Annotated in this window: 18 protein-coding genes; 10 read left to right on the top strand and 8 right to left on the bottom strand. The window is 72.6% G+C overall.

The window, feature by feature from the left end; translation table 11 throughout:
* Nucleotides 1–92: 92 nt before the first annotated feature.
* Together polA and ACZ62B_RS28595 are read left to right on the top strand one after the other, a co-directional pair.
* Nucleotides 93–2,819 (top strand): DNA polymerase I, encoded by a 2,727-nt coding sequence (gene polA, locus ACZ62B_RS28600; protein ID WP_468884216.1) that lies wholly within the window; start codon nucleotides 93–95, stop codon nucleotides 2,817–2,819.
* A gap of 300 nt (nucleotides 2,820–3,119) precedes the next feature.
* Nucleotides 3,120–3,548, top strand: a complete 429-nt coding sequence (locus ACZ62B_RS28595) for a hypothetical protein (protein ID WP_344555805.1) — start codon at nucleotides 3,120–3,122, stop codon at nucleotides 3,546–3,548.
* On the opposite strand, the gene ACZ62B_RS28590 is transcribed toward ACZ62B_RS28595, so the two are convergent.
* Nucleotides 3,472–4,326 (bottom strand): DUF4184 family protein, encoded by an 855-nt coding sequence (locus ACZ62B_RS28590; protein ID WP_468721290.1) that lies wholly within the window; start codon nucleotides 4,324–4,326, stop codon nucleotides 3,472–3,474. The genes ACZ62B_RS28595 and ACZ62B_RS28590 overlap by 77 nt on opposite strands.
* Nucleotides 4,327–4,611: 285 nt before the next feature.
* Between ACZ62B_RS28590 and ACZ62B_RS28585 the strand changes: the two genes are divergently transcribed.
* The gene (locus ACZ62B_RS28585) at nucleotides 4,612–6,366 is read left to right on the top strand and encodes a lytic transglycosylase domain-containing protein (protein ID WP_469692600.1); all 1,755 of its coding nucleotides are present in this window, start codon (nucleotides 4,612–4,614) and stop codon (nucleotides 6,364–6,366) included.
* Between the two features lie 24 nt (nucleotides 6,367–6,390).
* Here the strand turns inward: ACZ62B_RS28585 and ACZ62B_RS28580 are convergent, their stop codons facing one another.
* Both ACZ62B_RS28580 and ACZ62B_RS28575 read right to left on the bottom strand, forming a co-directional pair.
* On the bottom strand, nucleotides 6,391–9,189 hold the full coding sequence (locus ACZ62B_RS28580; RefSeq protein WP_469692598.1) for an ATP-dependent RNA helicase: 2,799 nt from the start codon (nucleotides 9,187–9,189) through the stop codon (nucleotides 6,391–6,393).
* Nucleotides 9,190–9,193: 4 nt separating this feature from the next.
* On the bottom strand, nucleotides 9,194–10,072 hold the full coding sequence (locus tag ACZ62B_RS28575) for a class I SAM-dependent methyltransferase (RefSeq protein ID WP_469692596.1): 879 nt from the start codon (nucleotides 10,070–10,072) through the stop codon (nucleotides 9,194–9,196).
* A 303-nt stretch (nucleotides 10,073–10,375) separates the two neighbouring features.
* Here ACZ62B_RS28575 and rpsA point away from each other — a divergent pair, with 303 nt between their 5' ends.
* From rpsA to ACZ62B_RS28555, 4 genes are all read left to right on the top strand, one after another.
* Nucleotides 10,376–11,869 (top strand): 30S ribosomal protein S1, encoded by a 1,494-nt coding sequence (gene rpsA / locus ACZ62B_RS28570; protein ID WP_073936493.1) that lies wholly within the window; start codon nucleotides 10,376–10,378, stop codon nucleotides 11,867–11,869.
* 263 nt (nucleotides 11,870–12,132) lie between these two features.
* Nucleotides 12,133–13,071: a PAC2 family protein gene (locus ACZ62B_RS28565; RefSeq protein WP_344555796.1), complete on the top strand. Its 939-nt coding sequence runs from the start codon at nucleotides 12,133–12,135 to the stop codon at nucleotides 13,069–13,071.
* A gap of 31 nt (nucleotides 13,072–13,102) precedes the next feature.
* Nucleotides 13,103–13,714 (top strand): dephospho-CoA kinase, encoded by a 612-nt coding sequence (gene coaE, locus ACZ62B_RS28560; protein ID WP_469692593.1) that lies wholly within the window; start codon nucleotides 13,103–13,105, stop codon nucleotides 13,712–13,714.
* Between the two features lie 50 nt (nucleotides 13,715–13,764).
* Nucleotides 13,765–14,145 (top strand): tetratricopeptide repeat protein, encoded by a 381-nt coding sequence (locus ACZ62B_RS28555; RefSeq protein ID WP_030858785.1) that lies wholly within the window; start codon nucleotides 13,765–13,767, stop codon nucleotides 14,143–14,145.
* A gap of 13 nt (nucleotides 14,146–14,158) precedes the next feature.
* Here ACZ62B_RS28555 and ACZ62B_RS28550 read toward each other — a convergent pair whose 3' ends face one another.
* Nucleotides 14,159–14,422, bottom strand: coding sequence for a DUF6343 family protein (locus ACZ62B_RS28550; protein WP_344555793.1), 264 nt, complete (start codon nucleotides 14,420–14,422; stop codon nucleotides 14,159–14,161).
* 156 nt (nucleotides 14,423–14,578) lie between these two features.
* Between ACZ62B_RS28550 and ACZ62B_RS28545 the strand changes: the two genes are divergently transcribed.
* Complete coding sequence (locus tag ACZ62B_RS28545; protein ID WP_468721300.1) at nucleotides 14,579–15,265, top strand: class I SAM-dependent methyltransferase; 687 nt, start codon at nucleotides 14,579–14,581, stop codon at nucleotides 15,263–15,265.
* Nucleotides 15,266–15,280: 15 nt separating this feature from the next.
* Here the strand turns inward: ACZ62B_RS28545 and ACZ62B_RS28540 are convergent, their stop codons facing one another.
* Nucleotides 15,281–15,889 (bottom strand): RNA-binding S4 domain-containing protein, encoded by a 609-nt coding sequence (locus tag ACZ62B_RS28540; protein ID WP_469692590.1) that lies wholly within the window; start codon nucleotides 15,887–15,889, stop codon nucleotides 15,281–15,283.
* Nucleotides 15,890–15,963: 74 nt separating this feature from the next.
* Between ACZ62B_RS28540 and ACZ62B_RS28535 the strand changes: the two genes are divergently transcribed.
* Nucleotides 15,964–16,686 carry a uracil-DNA glycosylase gene (locus tag ACZ62B_RS28535; RefSeq protein ID WP_469692588.1) on the top strand — a complete coding sequence of 241 codons (723 nt, stop codon included), beginning with the start codon at nucleotides 15,964–15,966 and terminating at the stop codon, nucleotides 16,684–16,686.
* A 485-nt stretch (nucleotides 16,687–17,171) separates the two neighbouring features.
* Here ACZ62B_RS28535 and ACZ62B_RS28530 read toward each other — a convergent pair whose 3' ends face one another.
* Entirely contained in the window at nucleotides 17,172–18,305 is a 1,134-nt protein-coding gene (locus ACZ62B_RS28530; protein ID WP_344555786.1) for a glutathione-independent formaldehyde dehydrogenase, read from the bottom strand.
* Nucleotides 18,306–18,487: 182 nt separating this feature from the next.
* On the opposite strand from ACZ62B_RS28530, the gene ACZ62B_RS28525 reads away from it, so the two are divergent.
* Nucleotides 18,488–18,679 carry a hypothetical protein gene (locus ACZ62B_RS28525; protein ID WP_030858776.1) on the top strand — a complete coding sequence of 64 codons (192 nt, stop codon included), beginning with the start codon at nucleotides 18,488–18,490 and terminating at the stop codon, nucleotides 18,677–18,679.
* A 64-nt stretch (nucleotides 18,680–18,743) separates the two neighbouring features.
* Here ACZ62B_RS28525 and glpK read toward each other — a convergent pair whose 3' ends face one another.
* Nucleotides 18,744–20,267: a glycerol kinase GlpK gene (gene glpK / locus ACZ62B_RS28520; protein ID WP_469692585.1), complete on the bottom strand. Its 1,524-nt coding sequence runs from the start codon at nucleotides 20,265–20,267 to the stop codon at nucleotides 18,744–18,746.
* Between the two features lie 51 nt (nucleotides 20,268–20,318).
* The gene (locus ACZ62B_RS28515; RefSeq protein ID WP_469692583.1) at nucleotides 20,319–21,161 is read right to left on the bottom strand and encodes an MIP/aquaporin family protein; all 843 of its coding nucleotides are present in this window, start codon (nucleotides 21,159–21,161) and stop codon (nucleotides 20,319–20,321) included.
* Between the last annotated feature and the right edge of the window lie 278 nt (nucleotides 21,162–21,439).

The raw sequence follows: 21,439 nt of genomic DNA, 5'->3' as shown, positions 1-21,439 counted from the left end.
GAGTGGGGGAGGGAAGGGGCGGAGGAGGCGAATCGACCCCACGGCACACGGCCCGCCCCCCACTGTCAGTGCCACGTGGCAGGATCGGACACGTGGCAGACACAGCATCGAAGAAGACCGACCAGCCCCCCACCGGCCCCCGCCCCCGCCTGATGCTCATGGACGGGCACTCCCTCGCGTACCGCGCGTACTTCGCGCTGCCCGCGGAAAACTTCACCACCGCGACGGGCCAGCCGACCAACGCGATCTACGGCTTCGCGTCGATGCTGGCCAACACCCTCCGTGACGAGTCCCCCACCCATTTCGCCGTGGCCTTCGACGTCTCCCGCAAGACCTGGCGCTCGGAGGAGTTCACCGAGTACAAGGCGAACCGCTCCAAGACCCCGGACGAGTTCAAGGGCCAGGTCGAACTCATCGGCGAGCTCCTCGACGCGATGCACGCCGACCGCTTCGCCGTCGAGGGCTTCGAGGCGGACGACATCATCGCCACCCTCGCCACCCAGGCCGAGGCCGAGGGCTTCGAGGTGCTGATCGTCACCGGTGACCGTGACTCCTTCCAGCTCGTCTCCGAGCACACCACGGTGCTGTACCCGACGAAGGGCGTCTCCGAGCTGACCCGGTTCACCCCGGAGAAGGTCGTCGAGAAGTACGGCCTGACCCCCGCCCAGTACCCCGACTTCGCGGCGCTGCGCGGCGACCCGTCGGACAACCTGCCCGGCATCCCCGGCGTCGGCGAGAAGACGGCCGCGAAGTGGATCAACCAGTTCGGTTCCTTCGCCGAGCTGGTCGAGCGCGCCGAGGAGGTCAAGGGCAAGGCCGGGCAGAACCTGCGCGACCACCTGGAGGCGGTCAAGCTCAACCGCCGCCTCACCGAGCTGGAGCGCGCCGTCGAGCTGCCCAAGGGCGTCCTCGACCTGGCGCGGACCGCTTATGACCGCAAGGCCGTGGCGATGATCCTGGACACCCTGGAGATCAGGAACCCGTCGCTGCGCGAGCGGCTGTTCGCCGTCGACCCGGGCGCGGAGGAGGCCGAGGCCACCCCGGTCGTCGCGGAGGGCGTGGAGCTGGACGGCACGGTGCTGGGCACCGGCGAGCTGACCGCCTGGCTCACCGAGCACGGCACCGGCCCGCTCGGTGTCGCCACGGTCGACACCTGGGCCCTCGGCACCGGCTCGGTCGCCGAGGTCGCGCTGGCCACGGCCGCCGGACCGGCCGCCTGGTTCGACCCGTCCGAGCTGGACGAGGCCGACGAGCGGGCCCTCGCGGCCTGGCTCGCCGACCCGGCCCGCCCCAAGGTGTTCCACAACGCCAAGGGCGCGATGCGGGTCTTCGCCGAGCACGGCTGGACCATCGAGGGCGTCACCATGGACACCGCGCTCGCCGCGTACCTGGTGAAGCCGGGCCGCCGCTCCTTCGACCTGGACGCGCTGTCCCTGGAGTACCTGCACCGCGAGCTGGCGCCCGCCGCCGCGCCCGACGGCCAGCTCGCCTTCGGCGCGGACGACGGAGCGGAGGCCGAGGCGCTGATGGTGCAGGCCCGCGCCATCCTCGACCTGGGCGGGGCCTTCGAGGGCCGCCTCGAGGAAGTGGGCGCGGCGGACCTGCTCCGCGACATGGAGCTGCCCACGTCCGCGCTGCTCGCCCGCATGGAGCGGCACGGCATCGCGGCCGACCGGGACCACCTCCAGGCGATGGAGCAGATGTTCGCGGGCGCCGTGCAGCAGGCGGTGAAGGAGGCGCACGCGGCGGCGGGGCACGAGTTCAACCTGGGCTCGCCCAAGCAGCTCCAGGAGGTCCTCTTCGGCGAGCTGGCCCTGCCGAAGACGAAGAAGACGAAGACCGGCTACACCACGGACGCCGACGCCCTGGCCTGGCTCGCCACGCAGACCGACAACGAACTGCCGGTGATCATGCTCCGCCACCGTGAGCAGGCGAAGCTGCGCGTCACCGTCGAGGGCCTGATCAAGACGATCGCCGCGGACGGCCGCATCCACACCACGTTCAACCAGACGGTCGCCGCGACGGGCCGGCTGTCCTCGACGGACCCCAACCTCCAGAACATCCCGGTCCGCACGGACGAGGGCCGAGCGATCCGCCGCGGCTTCGTCGTCGGCGAGGGCTTCGAGTCGCTCCTCACCGCCGACTACAGCCAGATCGAGCTGCGCGTGATGGCCCACCTCTCCGAGGACGCCGGCCTGATCGAGGCGTTCACCTCGGGCGAGGACCTGCACACCACGGCGGCGGCCCAGGTGTTCTCGGTCGAGCGGTCCGCGGTGGACGCGGAGATGCGCCGCAAGATCAAGGCGATGTCGTACGGGCTGGCGTACGGACTGTCGGCCTTCGGCCTCTCCCAGCAGCTCAACATCGAGGCGGCGGAGGCACGCGCCCTGATGGACGCGTACTTCGAGCGCTTCGGCGGCGTACGGGACTATCTGCGCCGGGTCGTCGACGAGGCGAGGGCGACCGGCTACACGGCGACGCTCTTCGGCCGCCGCCGCTACCTGCCCGACCTCAACAGCGACAACCGCCAGCGCCGCGAGGCCGCGGAGCGCATGGCGCTGAACGCGCCGATCCAGGGCACGGCGGCGGACATCGTCAAGATCGCCATGCTGAACGTGGACCGCGCCCTGCGCGAGGCGGACCTGCGCTCCCGCATGCTCCTCCAGGTCCACGACGAGATCGTCCTGGAACTGGCCCCCGGCGAGCGCGCCGCGGTGGAGGACCTGGTCCGCCGCGAAATGGCCTCCGCGGTCGAGCTCCGGGTCCCCCTGGGCGTCTCGGTGGGCGCGGGCCCGGACTGGGAGTCGGCGGCGCACTGACCCTTCCGGGGGCACCGCCCCCGTACCCCCGTTCCTCGAACACCGGGCGGGCTGCTCCCAGCCCGCCCGGGGGCACCCCCTCCGGGGGTGTTCGAGGACGAGGCTTGTGCTTCCGGCCCGTCCGGCGTTCGAGGACGAGGCCCGTTCAGGGCCGAACTCTCAGCCCGTCCGGCGACCGAGGACAAGGCCCGTCCAGAGCCGGAGGGGGCTCGGGGGCGCAGCCCCAGGTCCAGGGAAACCTTCACCCGCGTGGCCCCTGCGGGAAAGCCCCCGCCCGCAGGGGCGGACACCATGCCATGCATGGGTATACGCATGCTTCACCGCACAGCGGCAGGCAACGCACCCCCGCGCCCCGGCGGACACACACTGTCTCCGCCGGTCCCGGTCTTCGCGGCCTCCGCAAGTACCGCCCGCACCCCCGCCACCCTCGCGACCGCGCTGCGCAGCGCCACGGCGGACCTCGGCCGCCGTATCGCCGACGGCCGCCGGCGGACCGCCCGCACCCCCACCGCCGGGGCCCCCGTGGGCGAGCAGCCGCCGTGGCGGCTGTGGGCCGAGCTGGCCCGCGCCTACCTCACCCTCGTGCTCACCCTGCTGCCCCGGCCCCGCCCGGTCCGCACCGTCACCGTGTTCGTCGCGGCGAGCGACACCCTCAGCGTGCGCCCGTACGGTCCGGCCGCCGCGTACCGGCGCTCGCAGGGACCCCCGTGGCCGGACGCCACACCCTGACGGCCACCGCGTACAGCGGCAGTGCGAGGACCAGCCCCGCGCCCACCCCGAAGCACACCGTCGGAATCAGTTCCCAGGGCTTCGCGGTCGAGCCCCAGTAGGCCCACCACCGCGAGGCCCGCTGCACCGCGGCCACCACCGCGCACCCGCCGAGCAGCGCGACGGCCCACCACCGGTCCCCGGCGGACAGCACGGGCACCCCCACCGCCTCGCTCCCCGGGGACGTCCGCCGCAGCGCCCGCGCCACGAACAGCGCGATGACGACCGCGGCCACCGCCGAACCGCCGTACTGCAGGTACCAGTACAGCGGCGACCCCGCCACCTTCTCGCCCAGCACGGGAAACACCCGCGTTCCCCACCGGTCGAGGTGCGTGAACGCGTCCCAGACCACATGCGTCGACGCCCCCACCACGGCCGAGACGTACCAGCGCGCCACCAGCGACGGCCGTGTCCGCGCACGCGGCGCCCCGCAGCGCAGCAGCGCCGCCGCCCGCCCCTGCCGGGCCCGTGGCAACAGCGCCACCAGCGGTTCGCGCACCAGCAGCCACAGCCCCACCAGCGCCCAGGCGATGAGCACGTCGACCGTGAACACACCCCAGAACGCATGGGTGACGTCACCGAACTCCATCGCCCCGGACAGGACACTCGCCGCGTAATAGGTCATGTCGGGCGCGAAGCTGCCCGCGACCAGTACGGCGGGAACCAGGGGGCCCCGCCCGCTCCCGTCCGTGCGCACGGCGGGCAGCACCGCCGCCGCATGGCTCAGCGTGAACGGCAACGCGGCTCCTCGTGGCAGTGGTTGACCGGGCCCGCGGACCCACATGATCGGCAGGCCCCAGTATGCGGGACGCCCCGCACCGGCCTCCGCCCACGGGAACGTGGTGAACCGGTGAATATCGGGCATGAACAGGTGTCCGGGCAAAGGAAGTTGTCGTAGGGTCGCGAGGGCCGTCGTGCCGGATGCCCACAGGAGGGCAACCAGCGGGGCGGTTGGATCGTCACAACAGGGCGAACACAACACAGGCTGACGGACGTCACGGCGTTCACGGGAGGGGCTCACTCTATGGCGGCGCAATTCGGCAGGAGGCTGCGCAAGGGAGTGACGACCACCGCCGTCGCCGCGGCGGCGGTGGCGGCCCTGGCCGCGTCCCAGGCCCCCGGCGCGACGACCGACGGCCAGGGAGGGCAGACCACCTCGGACGCCATGCCCTCGCCCGAGGAGGCCGCCGACGCCGGCGCGACCGGCAACTCGCCGTACTACACGGACCTGCCGCCGCTCAACAGCCCCAACCCCGCCCCGTCCGCGAGCACCGGAACGGACACGTCCGGCGTGACCGAGGCCGGCATACCGGCGACGGTCCTCGACGCCTACAAGCGGGCCGAGGCGACCCTGCGCGAGAAGAAGCCCGGCTGCAACCTGCCCTGGCAACTCCTCGCCGCCATCGGCAAGGTGGAGTCCGGTCAGGCCCGCGGCGGACGCGTCGACGCCGACGGCACCACCCTCTCGCCCATCCTCGGCCCCCAGCTCGACGGCAACGGCTTCGCCCTCATCAAGGACACCGACGACGGTGCCTACGACGGCAACAGCTCCTACGACCAGGCCGTCGGCCCCATGCAGTTCATCCCCTCCACCTGGGAGTGGGCGGGCCGCGACGGCAACGGCGACGGCCGTGAGGACCCCAACAACATCTACGACGCCGCCCTCGCCGCCGGCCACTACCTGTGCCGCTTCGGCTGGGACCTGTCCGACCAGCGGGACCTCGACCGGGCGATCCTCAGCTACAACCAGTCGACGGAGTACCTGAACACCGTCATGTCGTGGCTGGAGTACTACCGCAGGGGCACGCACGAGATCCCCGACGGCACCGGCACGCTGCCCAGGGACCGCAGCGACAGCACCGGCACGGTGCGTCCCTCCCCGACGGCGCCGAGCACGCCGCCGAGCGCGTCGCCGTCGCCGAAGCCCAGCCCGAAGCCGGAGAAGCCGGCCGACTCCGGCACCCCGAACACGCCGCCGCCCACCACCACCCCGCCGCCCACCACCCCGCCCACCCCCACCGACACGGTGGACCACCTGGAGAACGCCGGTACCGCGCAGTTCACCGCGATGGCGGGCGACGCGTTCACCGAGCGGATGAGCGCCCGCGCGGAGACGGACGCCGGCAAGGCCGTGGCCAAGGTGCGGATCCGCTTCACCGTCATCAGCGACACCGACACCACCTTCACCGGCGGCGAGAGCGTGGCCACCGTCCTCACCGACAGCTCGGGCGTCGCCGTGGCCCCCGCGCTCCGGGCGGGCGAGAAGACCGGTTCCGTCATCGTCCAGGCCACCGTGGTCGGCCGGACGGTCAAGGGCGTCACCTACCGGGCGACGGTCACCGAGCGCGCAGCCGACACCCTCGTCCGCACCGGTACGAAGGAGCTGACCTGCACGCCGGGCGGCGAGTTCGCGGACGCGGTCGAGCTGAAGGCCACGTACGAGGGTGCCGTCGCCGACAAGGTCGCCGCCACCGCGACGATCGTCAAGTCGGCCGAGGACCCGACCGAGAACGACAAGGGCCCCTACTTCAAGGACGCCGACGGCAAGGCCGTACGCACCCTGAGCGGTCTGACGACGGACGCGGACGGCCTGCTGAAGCTGCCTCAGCTCTACGCGGACGGCACCGAGGGCACGTTCCTGCTCCGCGTCACCACCGCGGGCGGGGCGACCGTCACGATCGAGCTGACCGTGGCGGCGGCGCCGGCCGAGACGGAGCCTCCGGCCGAGACGGAGACTCCGGACCCGTCGGGCAGCCCGTCGGCGAGCCCCACCGCCTGACGGAACCGGAACGGAACGAACGGATCACCGCCTGAGCCGCGCGTTGGTGTGCCGGGTCGGCTCGGCGGTGGCCGGATCCTCCGGCCAGGGGTGCTTGGGGTAGCGCCCGCGCAGTTCGGCCCGTACGCCCCTGTAGCCGTCCCGCCAGAACGAGGCGAGGTCGGCGGTCACGGCGGCGGGCCGCCCGGCCGGGGACAGCAGATGCACCAGCAGCGGCACCCCGGCCACCCGCGGCGACTCCTGGAGCCCGAACATCTCCTGCAGCTTCACGGCGAGCACCGGCCGCTCCGGGTCGGAGTAGTCGATCCGGATTCCGGACCCACTGGGCACGGTGATCCGTTCGGGGGCGAGCTCGTCGAGCCGTACGGCCTCGCCGGAGGCCCAGGGCAGCAGCCGCGCGAGCGCCTGCCCGGCGTCGATCCGCGCGAGATCGGCCCGTCGCCGGGCCCGGCCCAGTTCCGGTTCCAGCCACTCCGTCACGCGCGCGTGCAGCGCCTCGTCGGAGACATCGGGCCACGGCGCGCCGAGCCGGCCGTGCAGGAACGCCAGCCGCTGCCGCAGCACGACGGCCCCGGCCGGCCACCGCAGCAGCCCGAACCCCTCCCGCCGCAGCCCGTCCAGCAGCGCGTCCCGTACGAGCGAGGGGTCGGCGTCGGCATACGCCCGCACGGCCACCTCCACGGCCCCGAGCCGCTCGACCCGCCGCGCGACGACGTCCCCGTCGCCCCAGCCCACTTCCTCCCGGTGCTCCAGCAACGCCCCGGCCGCGACCCGCGCGACCGCTTCGTCGACGACACCCCCGAGCTGCACGCGCGCGTGCCCGCGCCCCACGGGCCGATCGGCCACGGCGACGGCGAGCCACTCGGCCCCCCGCAACCGCGACCCGGCCCCCACCTCGGCCCGCGTCCCACCCACCATCAGATACGAACCGCCCTCCGCGCGGGCCACCCGCTCGGGAAAGGCCAGCGCGACAACGAGTCCGACCCGCCCGTCCTCCCCGCCCCCGGCCACGGGCCGGAAGCCGGCTCCGTCCCCCCGCGAGGGCCGAGGGCCCTCAGCCGTCCGCGACACCGCCGTCCCACCGCCCGACCCCCGCGGAGCGTCCGGGACGGGCGTGCCCGCGCCGCCGTTCCCGTCGGCCGCCGGCCGTGGGGAACCCGGTGCGGGCGTGTCCGGTGCGCCGATGGCCCGAGTGTCGTCCCTGTCGGCCGTCTGCGCGGTGGGCGGTGCGCCGCCCCCTGCCGCCCGCCCCGGGGGCCGGACGGCGACGGCACGGGTGCCGGACCGGTCCGCCGGTGCCGGCGGGGAGGGCCGCGTGGGCTCGGACACGAGCCCGCGGAGGCGGCCGACCTCCTTGCGCCACCGCGCGGCGTACGCGTCGCCCCCGTGCTGGGCGGTCCGCAGCGCGGCGGTGAGGTCGTCGCCGTACTCGCGCGGCGGTTCCTCGCTGATCAGGGCGACCACCTCGGCCGCGAGGTCCGGGCCCACCACCGGTGCCGCGTCCAGCAGGGCGCGGCCCAGACGCGGGTGCAGGCCCAGGCGGGCCAGCCGTGCCCCGCGCTCGCCGGCCCGCCCGTCGGGGCCCACCGCGCCGATCGCCGTCAGGACGGAGCGGGCCGCCGCCATCGCCCCGCCCGGCGGGGGATCCAGCAGCGCCAGCCCCGAGGCGTCCGGATCGCCCCAGCAGGCCGCCTGGAGCGCGAACGCCGTCAGGTCGGCCACCTTGATCTCGGGGGAGGGGAACCGCGGCAGCCGCGCGTCCTCCGCCTCCGCCCAGCACCGGTACACCGCCCCCGGCGCCTCACGCCCGGCCCGCCCCGCCCGCTGGAGCCCCGCCGCGCGGGAGGCCCGTACCGTCGTCAGCGCGCTGAGCCCCCGCGCGTGGTCCACGCGCGGTTCGCGCGCCAGCCCGGAGTCCACCACCACCCGCACCCCGGGAACCGTCAGCGACGACTCCGCGACCGAGGTCGCCAGCACCACCCGGCGCCGCTCCCCGGCGGACAGCACCGCGTCCTGCACGGCGGCCGGCGCCCGCCCGTGCACCTGGAGCACGTCGACGTCCCCGAGGCCCCCGAGCTGCCCGGCCACCCGGGCGATCTCGCCGACCCCCGGCAGGAACACCAGCACGTCCCCGTCCCGCTCCGCCAGCGCCCGCCGCACCACCGACGCCACGTGCCTCAGCAGCGCCGGATCGACCCGCGTCCCGTGCGGCGGCCGTACCGCACGCGCGGGCGGCGCCCACACCACGTCCACCGGGAACGCGGCACCGCGCGCCTGGACCACCGGCGCGTCCCCCAGCAGCCGCGCCCAGCCCTCCGCGTCCGTCGTCGCCGACGCGGCCACCAGGCGCAGCTCCGGGCGCAGCGTCTCGCGCACGTCCCACAGGAACGCCGCCGCCGTGTCCGCGTCCAGATGCCGCTCGTGGCACTCGTCGAGCACCACCACGTCCACCCCGGACAGCTCCTGGTCGCGCTGGAGGCGCTGGAGGAGCACACCGGTCGTGACGACCTCCACGCGCGTGTGCCGCCCCACCGCCCGCTCCCCGCGCACGGTGAAACCGACCGATCCGCCGACCCGCTCACCCAGCAGCCACGCCATCCGCCGGGCCGCCGCGCGGGCCGCGATCCGCCGCGGCTCGGCGACCACCACCCGCCGCGCGGGCCCGTCCCCGAGCAGCCCCGCCAGCGCCGGCGGCACCAGCGTCGTCTTACCGGTGCCGGGCGGCGCCACCAGCACGGCGGTGCCGTGCGCGTCGAGCGCGTCGGTCAGCCCCGGCAGGGCCTCGCGTACGGGAAGGGCGTCCAGGGCGTCGTAACGGATCACGCGCTCAGTCCCGTACGCACACGAAGATCGCCGTCCCCGGGATCAGGTTCCCGCGCAGCGGCGACCAGCCGCCCCACTCCGAGGTGTTCCAGGCCGGCCACTCCGGCTCCACCAGGTCCACCAGCCGGAACCCCGAGGCGACGACGTCACGGACGCGGTCCCCGAGCGTCCTGTGGTGCTCCACGTACACCGCGCGGCCCCGCTCGTCCTGCTCGACGTAGGGCGTGCGGTCGAAGTACGACGCGGACACGCTCAGCCCCTCCGGTCCCGGCTCGTCCGGGAACGCCCAGCGGATCGGGTGCGTGACCGAGAAGACCAGCCGGCCGCCGGGCCGCAGCACCCGCCGCACCTCGCGCAGCACCAGCCGCGGATCGGCCACGAAGGGCAGTGCCCCGTACGCCGAGCAGGCCAGGTCGAAGGAGCCGTCCGCGAACGGCAGCGCCCCCGCGTCGGCGCACACCAGCGGGACCGGCCCGCCGATCCGCAGCGCGTGCTGCAACTGCCGGTGCGAGATGTCCAGCGCCACCGGCCGCGCCCCCTGCGCGGCCAGCCAGCGCGAGCACTGCGCCGCGCCGGCGCCCAGCTCCAGGACGTCCCGCCCCTTCAGCTCCTCCGGCGGGCCGAGCAGCTCCGCCTCCACCTCGTCCAGACCCTCGGGCCCCCACACGAAGCGGTCGTCGCCGAGGAACGTGCCGTGCTCGATCTGGTACTCGTCCGCGTTGCGGTCCCACCATCCCCGGTTGGCGCGGGAGCTCTCCGTGACACCGGCCTGCCGCCGGGTCGCCTCCGGTTCGGGCGCTTCGGGCTCTTGGATGATCGGCTCCCTCGTCGTACTCTTCCGTCCAACCAGCCGGTCCCCGGCGTGTCGCAGAAGGGGTCTCATCACCCCTGCGTGGCCTCGGGAGACCGTAATTGTGCCGGTTATGCGGCGATCCGCCCCGGGTGGGCGGCTTCGCGCATTGACCATGCCCGGCAGCCCCCGTATGCTACAAGTTGCGCTGCGAGCCTGCGCACCTCAGACGTAGCAGGCTGCGCTCGCATCTGTTGTATGTCCCCTCGGTTCTCGAGGTGTCATCACCGGTGGACGGTGATGCGCTTCCTTGGCTGTCCGGCTTCTGCAGAGCGAAACGGGCTCCGGCGTAGCAGTACCTACGACTTCAATGTCCGTACCGGAGCCCTTTCCCACATGACGAGCAGCACCGAGACCACCGCCACCACCCCGCAGGTTGCGGTCAACGACATCGGTAACGAGGAAGCGTTCCTCGCCGCGATCGACGAGACGATCAAGTACTTCAACGACGGCGACATCGTCGACGGCGTCATCGTGAAGGTCGACCGGGACGAGGTCCTGCTCGACATCGGTTACAAGACCGAAGGTGTCATCCCGAGCCGCGAGCTCTCGATCAAGCACGACGTCGACCCCAACGAGGTCGTCGCCGTCGGTGACGAGATCGAGGCCCTCGTCCTCCAGAAGGAGGACAAGGAAGGCCGCCTGATCCTCTCGAAGAAGCGCGCCCAGTACGAGCGTGCCTGGGGCACCATCGAGAAGATCAAGGAAGAGGACGGCATCGTCACCGGTACCGTCATCGAGGTCGTCAAGGGTGGTCTCATCCTCGACATCGGCCTCCGCGGCTTCCTCCCGGCCTCCCTGGTCGAGATGCGCCGCGTCCGCGACCTCCAGCCCTACGTGGGCAAGGAGCTCGAGGCGAAGATCATCGAGCTGGACAAGAACCGCAACAACGTGGTCCTGTCCCGCCGTGCCTGGCTGGAGCAGACCCAGTCCGAGGTCCGCCAGACGTTCCTCACCACCCTCCAGAAGGGTCAGGTCCGTTCCGGCGTCGTCTCCTCGATCGTCAACTTCGGTGCCTTCGTGGACCTGGGTGGCGTCGACGGTCTGGTCCACGTCTCCGAGCTGTCCTGGAAGCACATCGACCACCCCTCCGAGGTCGTCGAGGTCGGCCAGGAGGTCACGGTCGAGGTCCTCGACGTCGACATGGACCGCGAGCGCGTCTCCCTGTCGCTGAAGGCGACCCAGGAAGACCCGTGGCAGCAGTTCGCCCGCACCCACCAGATCGGCCAGGTCGTGCCCGGCAAGGTCACGAAGCTGGTTCCGTTCGGTGCGTTCGTCCGCGTGGACGAGGGCATCGAGGGTCTGGTCCACATCTCCGAGCTGGCCGAGCGCCACGTGGAGATCCCGGAGCAGGTCGTCCAGGTCAACGACGAGATCTTCGTCAAGGTCATCGACATCGACCTCGAGCGCCGTCGCATCAGCCTCTCGCTGAAGCAGGCCAACGAGGCCTTCGGTGCCGACCCGTCGGCGGTCGAGTTCGACCCGACCCTGTACGGCATGGCCGCGTCCTACGACGACCAGGGCAACTACATCTACCCCGAGGGCTTCGACCCCGAGACCAACGACTGGCTCGAGGGCTACGAGACCCAGCGCGAGGCGTGGGAGACCCAGTACGCCGAGGCGCAGCAGCGCTTCGAGCAGCACCAGGCGCAGGTCATCAAGTCCCGCGAGGCGGACGAGAAGGCCGCTGCCGAGGGTGGCGAGGCCGCCGCTCCGGTCGCGTCCGGTGGCGGTTCGTACTCCTCCGAGGGCGGCGACCAGTCCGGTGCGCTGGCTTCGGACGAGGCGCTTGCCGCGCTGCGGGAGAAGCTGGCGGGTGGGCAGAGCTGACGCTCTCTGCTGACGCTTAGCCGTTGACTGAGGGGCCGTACCTTTTGGGGTACGGCCCCTCAGTGCTGTGTTCCGGGCCGCGCCCCGTGGGGGTTCGCGCCCACGCGGCGGAGCCGCATGTCGGTACAGCCCCGCGCCCCTCGGGGAGTCGCCCGCGGTCTCGACGGGAAGATCCCCGCGTTTCTCGGGGAGTTGTTCTTGCCGGGGAATGTCAGTGGTGCGTGCCATGTTGTGGTGTACGGACATGAGGAGGAGCGGTCACTGTGCTTGATCCGCAGGGTTTGTACGCGTGGGAGCCGAAGGGGCTCGGTGTCGTCGACATGGCGCTGGCCCAGGAGTCGGCCGGACTTGTCATGCTCTACCACTTCGACGGATACATCGACGCGGGGGAGACCGGGGACCAGATCGTCGACCGGCTGCTCGACTCGCTGCCCCACCAGGTCGTCGCCCGGTTCGACCACGACCGGCTCGTCGACTACCGCGCCCGCCGCCCGCTGCTGACCTTCACCCGCGACCGGTGGAGCGACTACGAGGTGCCCGCCATCGAGGTGCGCCTCGTCCAGGACGCCACGGGAGCACCCTTCCTGCTGCTCTCCGGTCCGGAGCCGGACGTGGAGTGGGAGCGCTTCGCCGCCGCCGTCCAGCAGATCGTGGAGCGGCTCGGCGTGCGCCTGTCGGTGAACTTCCACGGCATCCCCATGGGCGTCCCGCACACCCGGCCCGTCGGCCTCACCCCGCACGGCAACCGCGCCGACCTCGTCCCGGTGGCCGGCAGCGTCTTCGACGAGGCACAGGTGCCGGGCAGCGCCGAGGCGCTCGTCGAGTACCGGCTCATGCAGGCCGGGCACGACGTCCTGGGCGTCGCCGCGCACGTGCCGCACTACATCGCCCGTTCCCCGTACCCGGACGCGGCACTGACCGCCCTGGAGGCGATCACGGCCGCGACGGGACTGGTCCTGCCGGGCGTCGCGCACGCGCTGCGCACCGACGCCCACCGCACCCAGACGGAGATCGAACGCCAGATCCGGGAGGGCGACGACGAGCTCACCGCCCTCGTCCAGGGCCTCGAGCACCAGTACGACGCGGCGGCGGGCGCGGAGAGCCGGGGCAACATGCTCGCCGAGCCGGTGGAGATCCCGTCGGCGGACGAGATCGGCCGCGAGTTCGAACGCTTCCTGGCGGAGCGCGAGGGCGACGGCTGACGCGCTCCCGGCACCCCCTAGGCTGCTCCCCATGCTGAAAGTGGGCCTGACCGGCGGGATCGGTGCCGGTAAGAGCGAGGTGTCGCGGCTGCTCGTCGAGTGCGGGGCCGTGCTGATCGACGCGGACCGGATCGCGCGCGAGGTCGTCGAACCGGGGACGCCCGGCCTCGCGGCGGTCGTGGACGCCTTCGGTACGGAGGTCCTCACCGAGGACGGCAGGCTCGACCGGCCCAAGCTGGGCTCTGTCGTCTTCGCCGACCCGGAGAGGCTGGCCGTCCTCAACTCGATCGTCCATCCCCTGGTGGGCGCCCGCTCCCGTGAGCTGGAGGAGGCCGCCGCCGAGGACGCCGTCGTGGTCCACGACGTCCCCCTCCTCACGGAGAACGGCCTGGCCCCCCTCTACGATCTCGTGATCGTCGTCGACGCGAGCCCGGAGACCCAGCTCGACCGGCTCGTCGGCCGGCGCGGCATGACGGCCGAGGACGCGCGCGCGCGGATGGCCGCCCAGGCGACCCGCGAGCAGCGCAGGGAGATCGCCGACATCGTCATCGACAACGACGTCCCCCTCGACGAACTGCACCGGCGCGTCAAGGACGTGTGGGCCGGCCTCGTCCGCCGGGCGCGGACCTCCCAGCCGGAATAGCGGGTGCCGGGCGGGGCGTTGAACCCGTTCAGCGAGGGAAGGATTCCGCCGTGCCCGAGACCAGCGGTTCGACCGGACGTACGCCGGAAACGCATGTCATCGACTTCCGTGCCGCCGAGCACCTGCTCGCCTCCCGGGACCCGAGGGGCGCGGTGAAGCTGCTCGACGGCGTCATAGACGTCCATCCGGAGAACACCGCCGCGCGGCTGCTGCGCGCCCGCGCCTTCTTCGCGGCGGCCCAGCTCCGCCCCGCCGAGCTGGAGTTCTCCCTCGTGCTGGAGCGCGAGCCGGACAACGCCTTCGCCCACTTCGCGCTCGCCCGCACCTATCAGCGGCAGGGCCGCCCGCACCCGGCCAAGCGCCACTTCCGGCTGGCGGCCGCGCTGGACCCGAACCCGGAGTACCTGAAGGCGGCCCGCTTCGACGAGTGAGCGACGGCCGGCGCTACGGGCGGCCCCTCGGCGGCTGGTACGGGGGCACGTCGCGCCCCGGCTGGTAATGCGGGCCCTGGCGGATGTGCCGCAGGACGACGACCAGGTCGACCGTGACGAGCAGCCACAGCAGCCCGCAGGCGAGCGCCCAGCCCGGATGCCCCGCGAGCGCGAACGCCACGGTCCCGGACACCGTCCAGACCACGCCCCACACGCTCAGCCAGAACCGCATCCGCAGAGCACTGCGGGCGGTCACCGGCTCACTGCCCGTACGCATCCCGATCACCACCCCGTCCGCCCCGTCCGTGCCGCTCCCGCGTGTTCCGGGTTCCCCGAACCGCCTCCCGGACCACGTGTCACTCGGTCGGGTGAACCGGCGAGGAGGGGGAACGGGCGTGCGGACGCCGGCCGTTTCACGGGCATGGAACTGAGAATGCGTGAGGGCCATGAGGGGACGGGTCCCGGGGCGATCACCCCGGACGGCTGCGCGGTGGAGCTGTACGCGCGGCTGCCCGTCGGGGACGAGCCGGACATCATCGCCGCCGCGGTGCCGGCGGGGGCACGGATCCTGGAGCTGGGCAGCGGCGTAGGGCGGATGACCCACGCGCTGCTGGAGCGCGGCTTCGAGGTCACGGCGGTGGACGAGTCCGCGGAGATGCTGGAGCGGGTGCGTGGGGCGCGGACGATATGCGGCCCCATAGAGCGGGTCGACCTCGGTGAGACGTTCGACGTGGTGCTGCTCGCGTCGTTCCTGGTGCACGCGGGGGACGTGGAGGTGCGGCGGGGCCTGCTGCGCACCTGTGCGCGGCATCTGGCGAAGGGCGGGTGCGTGCTGATCCAGCGGGAGGGCGAGGACTACCACACCAATGTGCCGCGCGAGCGGGTCGACCCGGCCGGCTTCACCGTGCGGATCGTGTCGGCGGAGCCGGTGGGCGACGGCGTCGACTCGGTCCACGCGGAGTACGTGTTCCCGGACGCGACCTGGACCCAGACATTCCGCGCCCGCCCCCTGACGAGGGAGCAGTTCGAGGAGGCACTGGCGGAGACGGGCCTGAAGGTGGACCGGTATCTGACGGAGGACAGGATCTGGGTGAGGGCGGTACCGATGACCGACACCTGATCACGCGTCCCGCGTTCACGGTCGTGCCGCGCCCCCGGCCCCTCTGCCACGGGTCTTGCGTCCACCGGCCGTCTCGCGTCCGGCGGATCCACCACGCCGCCTGTCGGTTCCGCCGGACGCCGCGCCCGGGTCACCGCTGTTGCCCGGTCCGCCCGGTCCCGCGTATCCGCCGAACGGGGCGGGGCCGCCCAGGCCGCGCAGTCGTTCCATCTCTCGGCGGTCGCGTTTGGTGGGACGGCCCGTGCCGCGGTCGCGGATGCCGGCGGGGGCGACGGCCTCGCGGGGCGGGGGCGGCGGGGAGTTGTCGACATAGCACTGGACGGCCACCGGGGCGCCGACCCGCTTGCGGATCAGCCGCTTGACGACGACGATCCGCTCCCGGGTCTCGGCCCGCAGCCGTACCTCGTCACCGACACGGAGGGAGTGGGAGGGCTTCACGCGTTCGCCGTTCACCCGGACGTGCCCGCCCTTGCAGGCGGCGGCGCCGAGGGACCGCGTCTTGACCAGCCGCACCGACCAGATCCAGCTGTCGATCCGTACGGACTCACCACTCGGCGGGCCGGCCGCCTCGGCGGCGGCCACGGCGGCGGCGACCTTGGGGTCCTCGGCACTCTCAGAAGCCATGGTCCCGACCTTAACCCGTGGTCCCGGCCGACGGTGCGGGGTTTTCGCCCGCCCCGAACACCTACGGTGGAGCCATGGACTCCCGTGGCCTCGACCGGCTCGACCAGCGCATCGCCGGCTGCCGTGCCTGCCCACGGCTGGTCGGCTGGCGGGAGGAGGTCGCCCGGACCAAGCGGGCCGCGTTCGCGGACTGGACGTACTGGGGGAGGCCGGTGCCCGGATTCGGGCCGGCGGACGCCCGGCTGCTGATCGTCGGCCTGGCGCCCGCCGCGCACGGCGGCAACCGCACCGGGCGGATGTTCACCGGGGACCGTTCCGGGGACGTGCTGTACCGGGCGCTGTACGACGTGGGGCTCGCCTCGCAGCCGGACTCCACCCACGCCGGGGACGGCCTGGAGCTGTACGGCGTGCGTGTCACCTCGCCCGTGCACTGCGCCCCGCCCGCCAACAAGCCCACCCCCGAGGAGCGGGACACCTGCCGGCCCTGGCTGGTGCGGGAGCTGCGCCTGCTGCGGCCGACGGTACGGGCCGCGCTCGTGCTGGGGGCCTTCGGCTGGCAGGCCGCGCTGCCCGCGTTCGCAGAGGCCGGCTGGACCGTGCCCCGGCCCCGGCCCGCCTTCGCGCACGGCGCCCACGTCACCCTGGACGCCCCCGGCGGCCCCGGCCTCCACCTCTTCGGCTGCTTCCACGTCAGCCAGCGCAACACCTTCACCGGCCGCCTCACCCCCGAGATGCTCCGCGACGTACTGCGCACGGCGGCCGGGGCGGCGGGACTGAGCGAGGGGGGAAGGGGATGAACGGTCCCGGCCGACGCCGGTACGGTGCCCCGACGAGCCGGTACCCGGAGACCGGCCCCGTACGACCACGGTCGACTACGACGAGCTGACTACGACGAGCCGGCGACGCCGCGCCGACCACGACGCGCCGGTGGCGGCGACGTACCGGTACGCCCGGTCCCGGGCCTGACGCCGCAGGGCCGTCACACGTACCGCGCGTCCGGCTTCCGCTCCTCGTTCCCGGAGCCGTCCGCTCCACGGCCGTGAAGCCGTGCCGCTCGTGGAAGCGGTGCGCGGGCGTGTGGACCCGGAAGGTCCACAGCGCGAGCCCTCCGGGGCCGCGCTCCCCGGCCGGGGTGACGGACCGGTCGTCGACTCCCGTGCCCGCGCCACTCGGGGGCGGGGAGCCGGTCCGGCTCCCCGCCCTCCGGCACCGGCACGCCGACCGCCTTCCGGCCCGCCGCCCGTACCGCCCCCGTGTCCGCATCGCTCCCGCGGCGCCGGGGCTACGGGCGCAGCACCACCTTCGTGTAGCCCTCGATGCGCTTGTCGAACTTGTCGTAGGCCGACGGCGCCTGGTCCAGGGGCAGTTCGTGGGAGACGACGAAGCTGGGCTTCGCCCTGCCCTCGATGATCATGTCGCGCAGTTGCCGGTTGTAGCGCTTCACGTTGCACTGCCCCGTGCCCAGCCGCAGGCCCTTCTCGAAGAGCTTGCCGACCGCGACGAGGAGCATGCCCTGCTTGGACTGCTCGTCCGGGGCTCCGGGGTCGGACGGGACGTAGAGCCCGGGAACGCCGAGCATTCCGGTGGCGCGCACCGTGCGGATGAGCGAGTTCAGGACGGTCGCCGGTTCCTCGCGGTCCGTGCCGCCCGCCGTGGCCTGGTAGCCGACCGCGTCGACGCCCTTGTCGGTGCCCACGCCCCCGGTCTGCTCGTGGATCTGCTCCACCGGGTCGCCCTCGGCGAAGTTGATCGGGACCGCGCCGATCTCCTCGGCCTTCTGCAGCCGCTCGGGGACCCGGTCCACGACGAAGACCTTCTTCGCGCCGCGCAGCAGTGCCGAGTAGGCGGCCATGAGACCGACCGGTCCGGCGCCGTACACGGTGACGCTCTCGCCGGGGCGGACCTGGGCGAGTTCACAGCCGTGGTAGCCGGTGGGGAAGATGTCGGCGAGCAGCACGAAGTCGTTCTCGTGCTCCTTTCCCGGCGGCAGTTTCAGGCAGTTGAAGTCGGCGTAGGGAACGCGCAGGTATTCCGCCTGGCCGCCCTTCCACGGTCCCATCGCGACATAGCCGTAAGCGCCGCCGGGAAACCCGGGGTTGACGGTCAGGCAGTATCCGGTGAACCCCTCGGCGCAGTTCCGGCAGAATCCGCAGGCGACGTTGAAGGGCATGACCACACGGTCGCCCTCCTTGAGCGAGGTGACCCCCGGGCCGACCTCCGTGATGATGCCCATGTTCTCGTGACCGAAGGTGATGCCGGGCTCGGCGGCGGTACGACCCTCGTACATGTGCAGGTCGGAACCGCAGATCGCGGTCGAGGTGACCTTGACGATCACGTCGTTCGGATGCTGGACGGCGGGGTCGTCGACTTCTTCGACGGCGACCTCGAAGGGTCCCTTGTACACGACGGCCTTCATGGCTACGACCTCCACTCGGTGGCGTACGGGTCCGGTGGCGCGCCTCTCCCGATGGTTCCGCGTGACCGATTTCTCATGGTTCTCCGGTCTGGCCGACGGGGCAAGCCGGTAATATCCGGACGCATATCGTCCGACGATCCGCGGACGACGCATGCCGTAACCGAGAACGGAAAGAGGCCGCCATGGCAGCGCAGCGGCTGGGGACCCTGCTCGTCGCGGTGCCCGGGCTGTCCGGCACCACCTACCCCCCGGGCACGACGGTGACGGTCCGTGGCCGTGGCGCCACGGTCGACGGGTTCGTGAACGGCGACTGGCTTCCGCTGTCGTGGTGGGAGTTCTCCGACGGCCTCCGCGAGGACATCGCCGACCGCTGACCGCGGCACCCGTCACCCACCGGCCGGTACGTCACTCACCGGCCGTTACGGCGCCCGGCCGGTGTCAGTCGTCGCTGACCTTGACCCAGTCCAGGGTCCGCTCCACCGCCCGCTTCCAGTCCTGGTAGCCCTCCTGGCGCCGTTCCTCGCTCCACTGCGGGGTCCAGCGCTTCGACTCCTGCCAGTGGGTGCGCAGCTCGTCGGTGTCGCGCCAGAAGCCCACGGCGAGCCCGGCGGCGTAGGCGGCGCCCAGCGCGGTGGTCTCGGCCACCACGGGACGGCTGACCGGCACGCCCAGCACATCGGCCTGGATCTGCATGCACAGGTCGTTCGCGGTGACGCCGCCGTCGACCTTGAGCACGTCCAAGCGCACACCGGAGTCCCGCTCCATGGCCTCGACCACGTCGCGGCTCTGGTAGCAGATGGCCTCCAGTGTGGCCCGGGCGATGTGGCCGCCGGTGTTGTACCGGGCCAGCCCCACCATGGCGCCGCGTGCGTCGGAACGCCAGTAGGGGGCGAACAGACCGGAGAAGGCGGGGACGAAGTACATCCCGCCGTTGTCCTCCACCGTACGCGCCAGCTGCTCGCTGTCCGGGGCACTCCCGATGATCTTCAACTGGTCGCGCAGCCACTGCACGGCCGCGCCGGTGACGGCGATGGAGCCCTCCAGGGCGTAGACCGCGGGGCTTCCCGCGAACCGGTACGCCACCGTCGTCAGCAGCCCGCTGTGCGAGCGCACCAGCTCCGTACCCGTGTTGAGCACGAGGAAGTTGCCGGTGCCGTAGGTGTTCTTGGCCTCGCCGGGGGAGAAGCAGACCTGGCCCACGGTCGCCGCGTGCTGGTCGCCGAGCACACCGGTGATCGGGACGGCGGCGCCCAGCGGCCGGGAGGTGCGGGCCTGGCCGAACGCCTCGGGGTCGGACGAGGAGTGGATGTCCGGCAGCATCGGGCGCGGAACGCCGAAGACGTCCAGCAGCTCGTCGTCCCAGTCCAGGGTCTCGAGGTTCATCAGCATGGTGCGGCTGGCGTTGGTCACGTCCGTGGCGTGCACACCGCCGTTGGGTCCGCCGGTGAGGTTCCACAGCACCCAGGCGTCGGTGTTCCCGAACAGGGCGTGGCCCGCCTCGGCGGCCTCGCGCAGCCCGTCCACGTTCTCCAGCAGCCACTTGATCTTGCCGCCGGAGAAGTAGGTGGCCGGCGGCAGACCGGCCTTGTGGCGGATGGTGTCGCCGTGACCGTCACGCTCGAGAGCGGCGGCGATGCGGTCGGTGCGGGTGTCCTGCCAGACGATGGCGTTGTAGTACGGGCGGCCGGTGCGCGGGTCCCAGACCACCGTCGTCTCGCGCTGGTTGGTGATGCCGACGGCCCGCAGGTCGGCGGCGGTCAGGCCGCCGTCGCGCAGGGCGTTCTGGATCACCGTGTTGGTGCGTTCCCAGATCTCCACCGGGTCGTGCTCGACCCAGCCGGACCGGGGCAGGATCTGCTGGTGTTCGAGCTGGTGCCTGGCCACCTCGTTCCCCGCGTGGTCGAAGATCATGAAGCGGGTGCTGGTGGTCCCCTGGTCCACCGCGCCGACGAATTCGGGCATCGCTGACACCTCCTGGTTGACGACGGGGTCCTGACGGCAGGGTCCGGGGACCTACGGTTCCTCGGTGGCCGGGCCTTTCTCCTGCTCCTCCAGCGCCCTCGTCCTGGCGGTGATCACCGGTTTGATGAGCAGGTCGTACACGCCGACACCGACGATCCCGCCGATCAGCGGGCCGACGATGGGGATCCACCAGTAGCCGCTGAACCATCCGAACGTGCCGGGCAGGGCGATGTCTCCCCAGCCCGCGAAGAAGGTGAACAGCCGGGGTCCGAAATCACGCGCGGGATTGATCGCGTACCCGGCGTTGGTGCCGAAGGTCAGGCCGATCACGACGACCACCAGGCCGATGATGAACGGGTGGAGATTCGCCGCCGGAGCCGTATTGCGGGTGTCGATGACGGCGCAGATCAGCAGCAGCAGAATCCCCGTTCCCACGATCTGGTCGAGCAGCGGGCCCCACCAGGAATCACCGAAGTATTCGGCGGGGAACGTCGCGAAGATGGAGTAGGTCGCCAGCGACTCGTCCCGCGGGATTCCGGCCTTGGCGTCGGCCGCGTCGATGGCCCACCGGTAGCACGCGTAGACGAGCGCGGCGGCGGCGAAGGCGCCCACCACCTGCGCCAGCCAGTACGGCAGGACCTTCCGCCAGGGGAGGCTCCCGCGCACGGCGAAGGCCAGCGTCACCGCGGGGTTGATGTGGGCGCCGCTGACACCGCCGGCCACGTAGACACCGAACACCACGGCGAGGCCCCAGCCCCACGCGATGATGAGCCAGTTGGCCGGGCCGAATTCCACGAATTGCCGTCCCGAGCCGGGCAGACCGACGACGGCGACGGCCACCGCCCCGGCGCCCAGCAGGAGCAGGACGAACGTCCCCAGGAATTCGGCGAGCATCTCGCCGCCGAGACCTTCTCTGTAACCTCGACGACGTGGGCTGCTCTCAGCCTTGACGCGTTCAGCCATCGGCTCTCCTCGGCAGGAATGGCACAGGCCTTCCCCTCCCTTTACCGGCAGCGTATGCGCATCGCCGTGAGAGGGCGCCCTGAGCAGGGCGTTTCCTTCCAATGGAGCAACACCCCGGGCGCCAGCCGTCGAGCACCGGCACCAGGAACGACTCGGTCTTCCCGGACCCGGTCCGCCCGGTCGGGAACGAGAGCGGTCCCCTCCGCCCC

Source organism: Streptomyces sp. NPDC053426, assembly GCF_055585405.1.
Note: the sequence above shows the minus strand (reverse complement) of the source record. Positions and strands in the feature narration are given on the sequence as shown.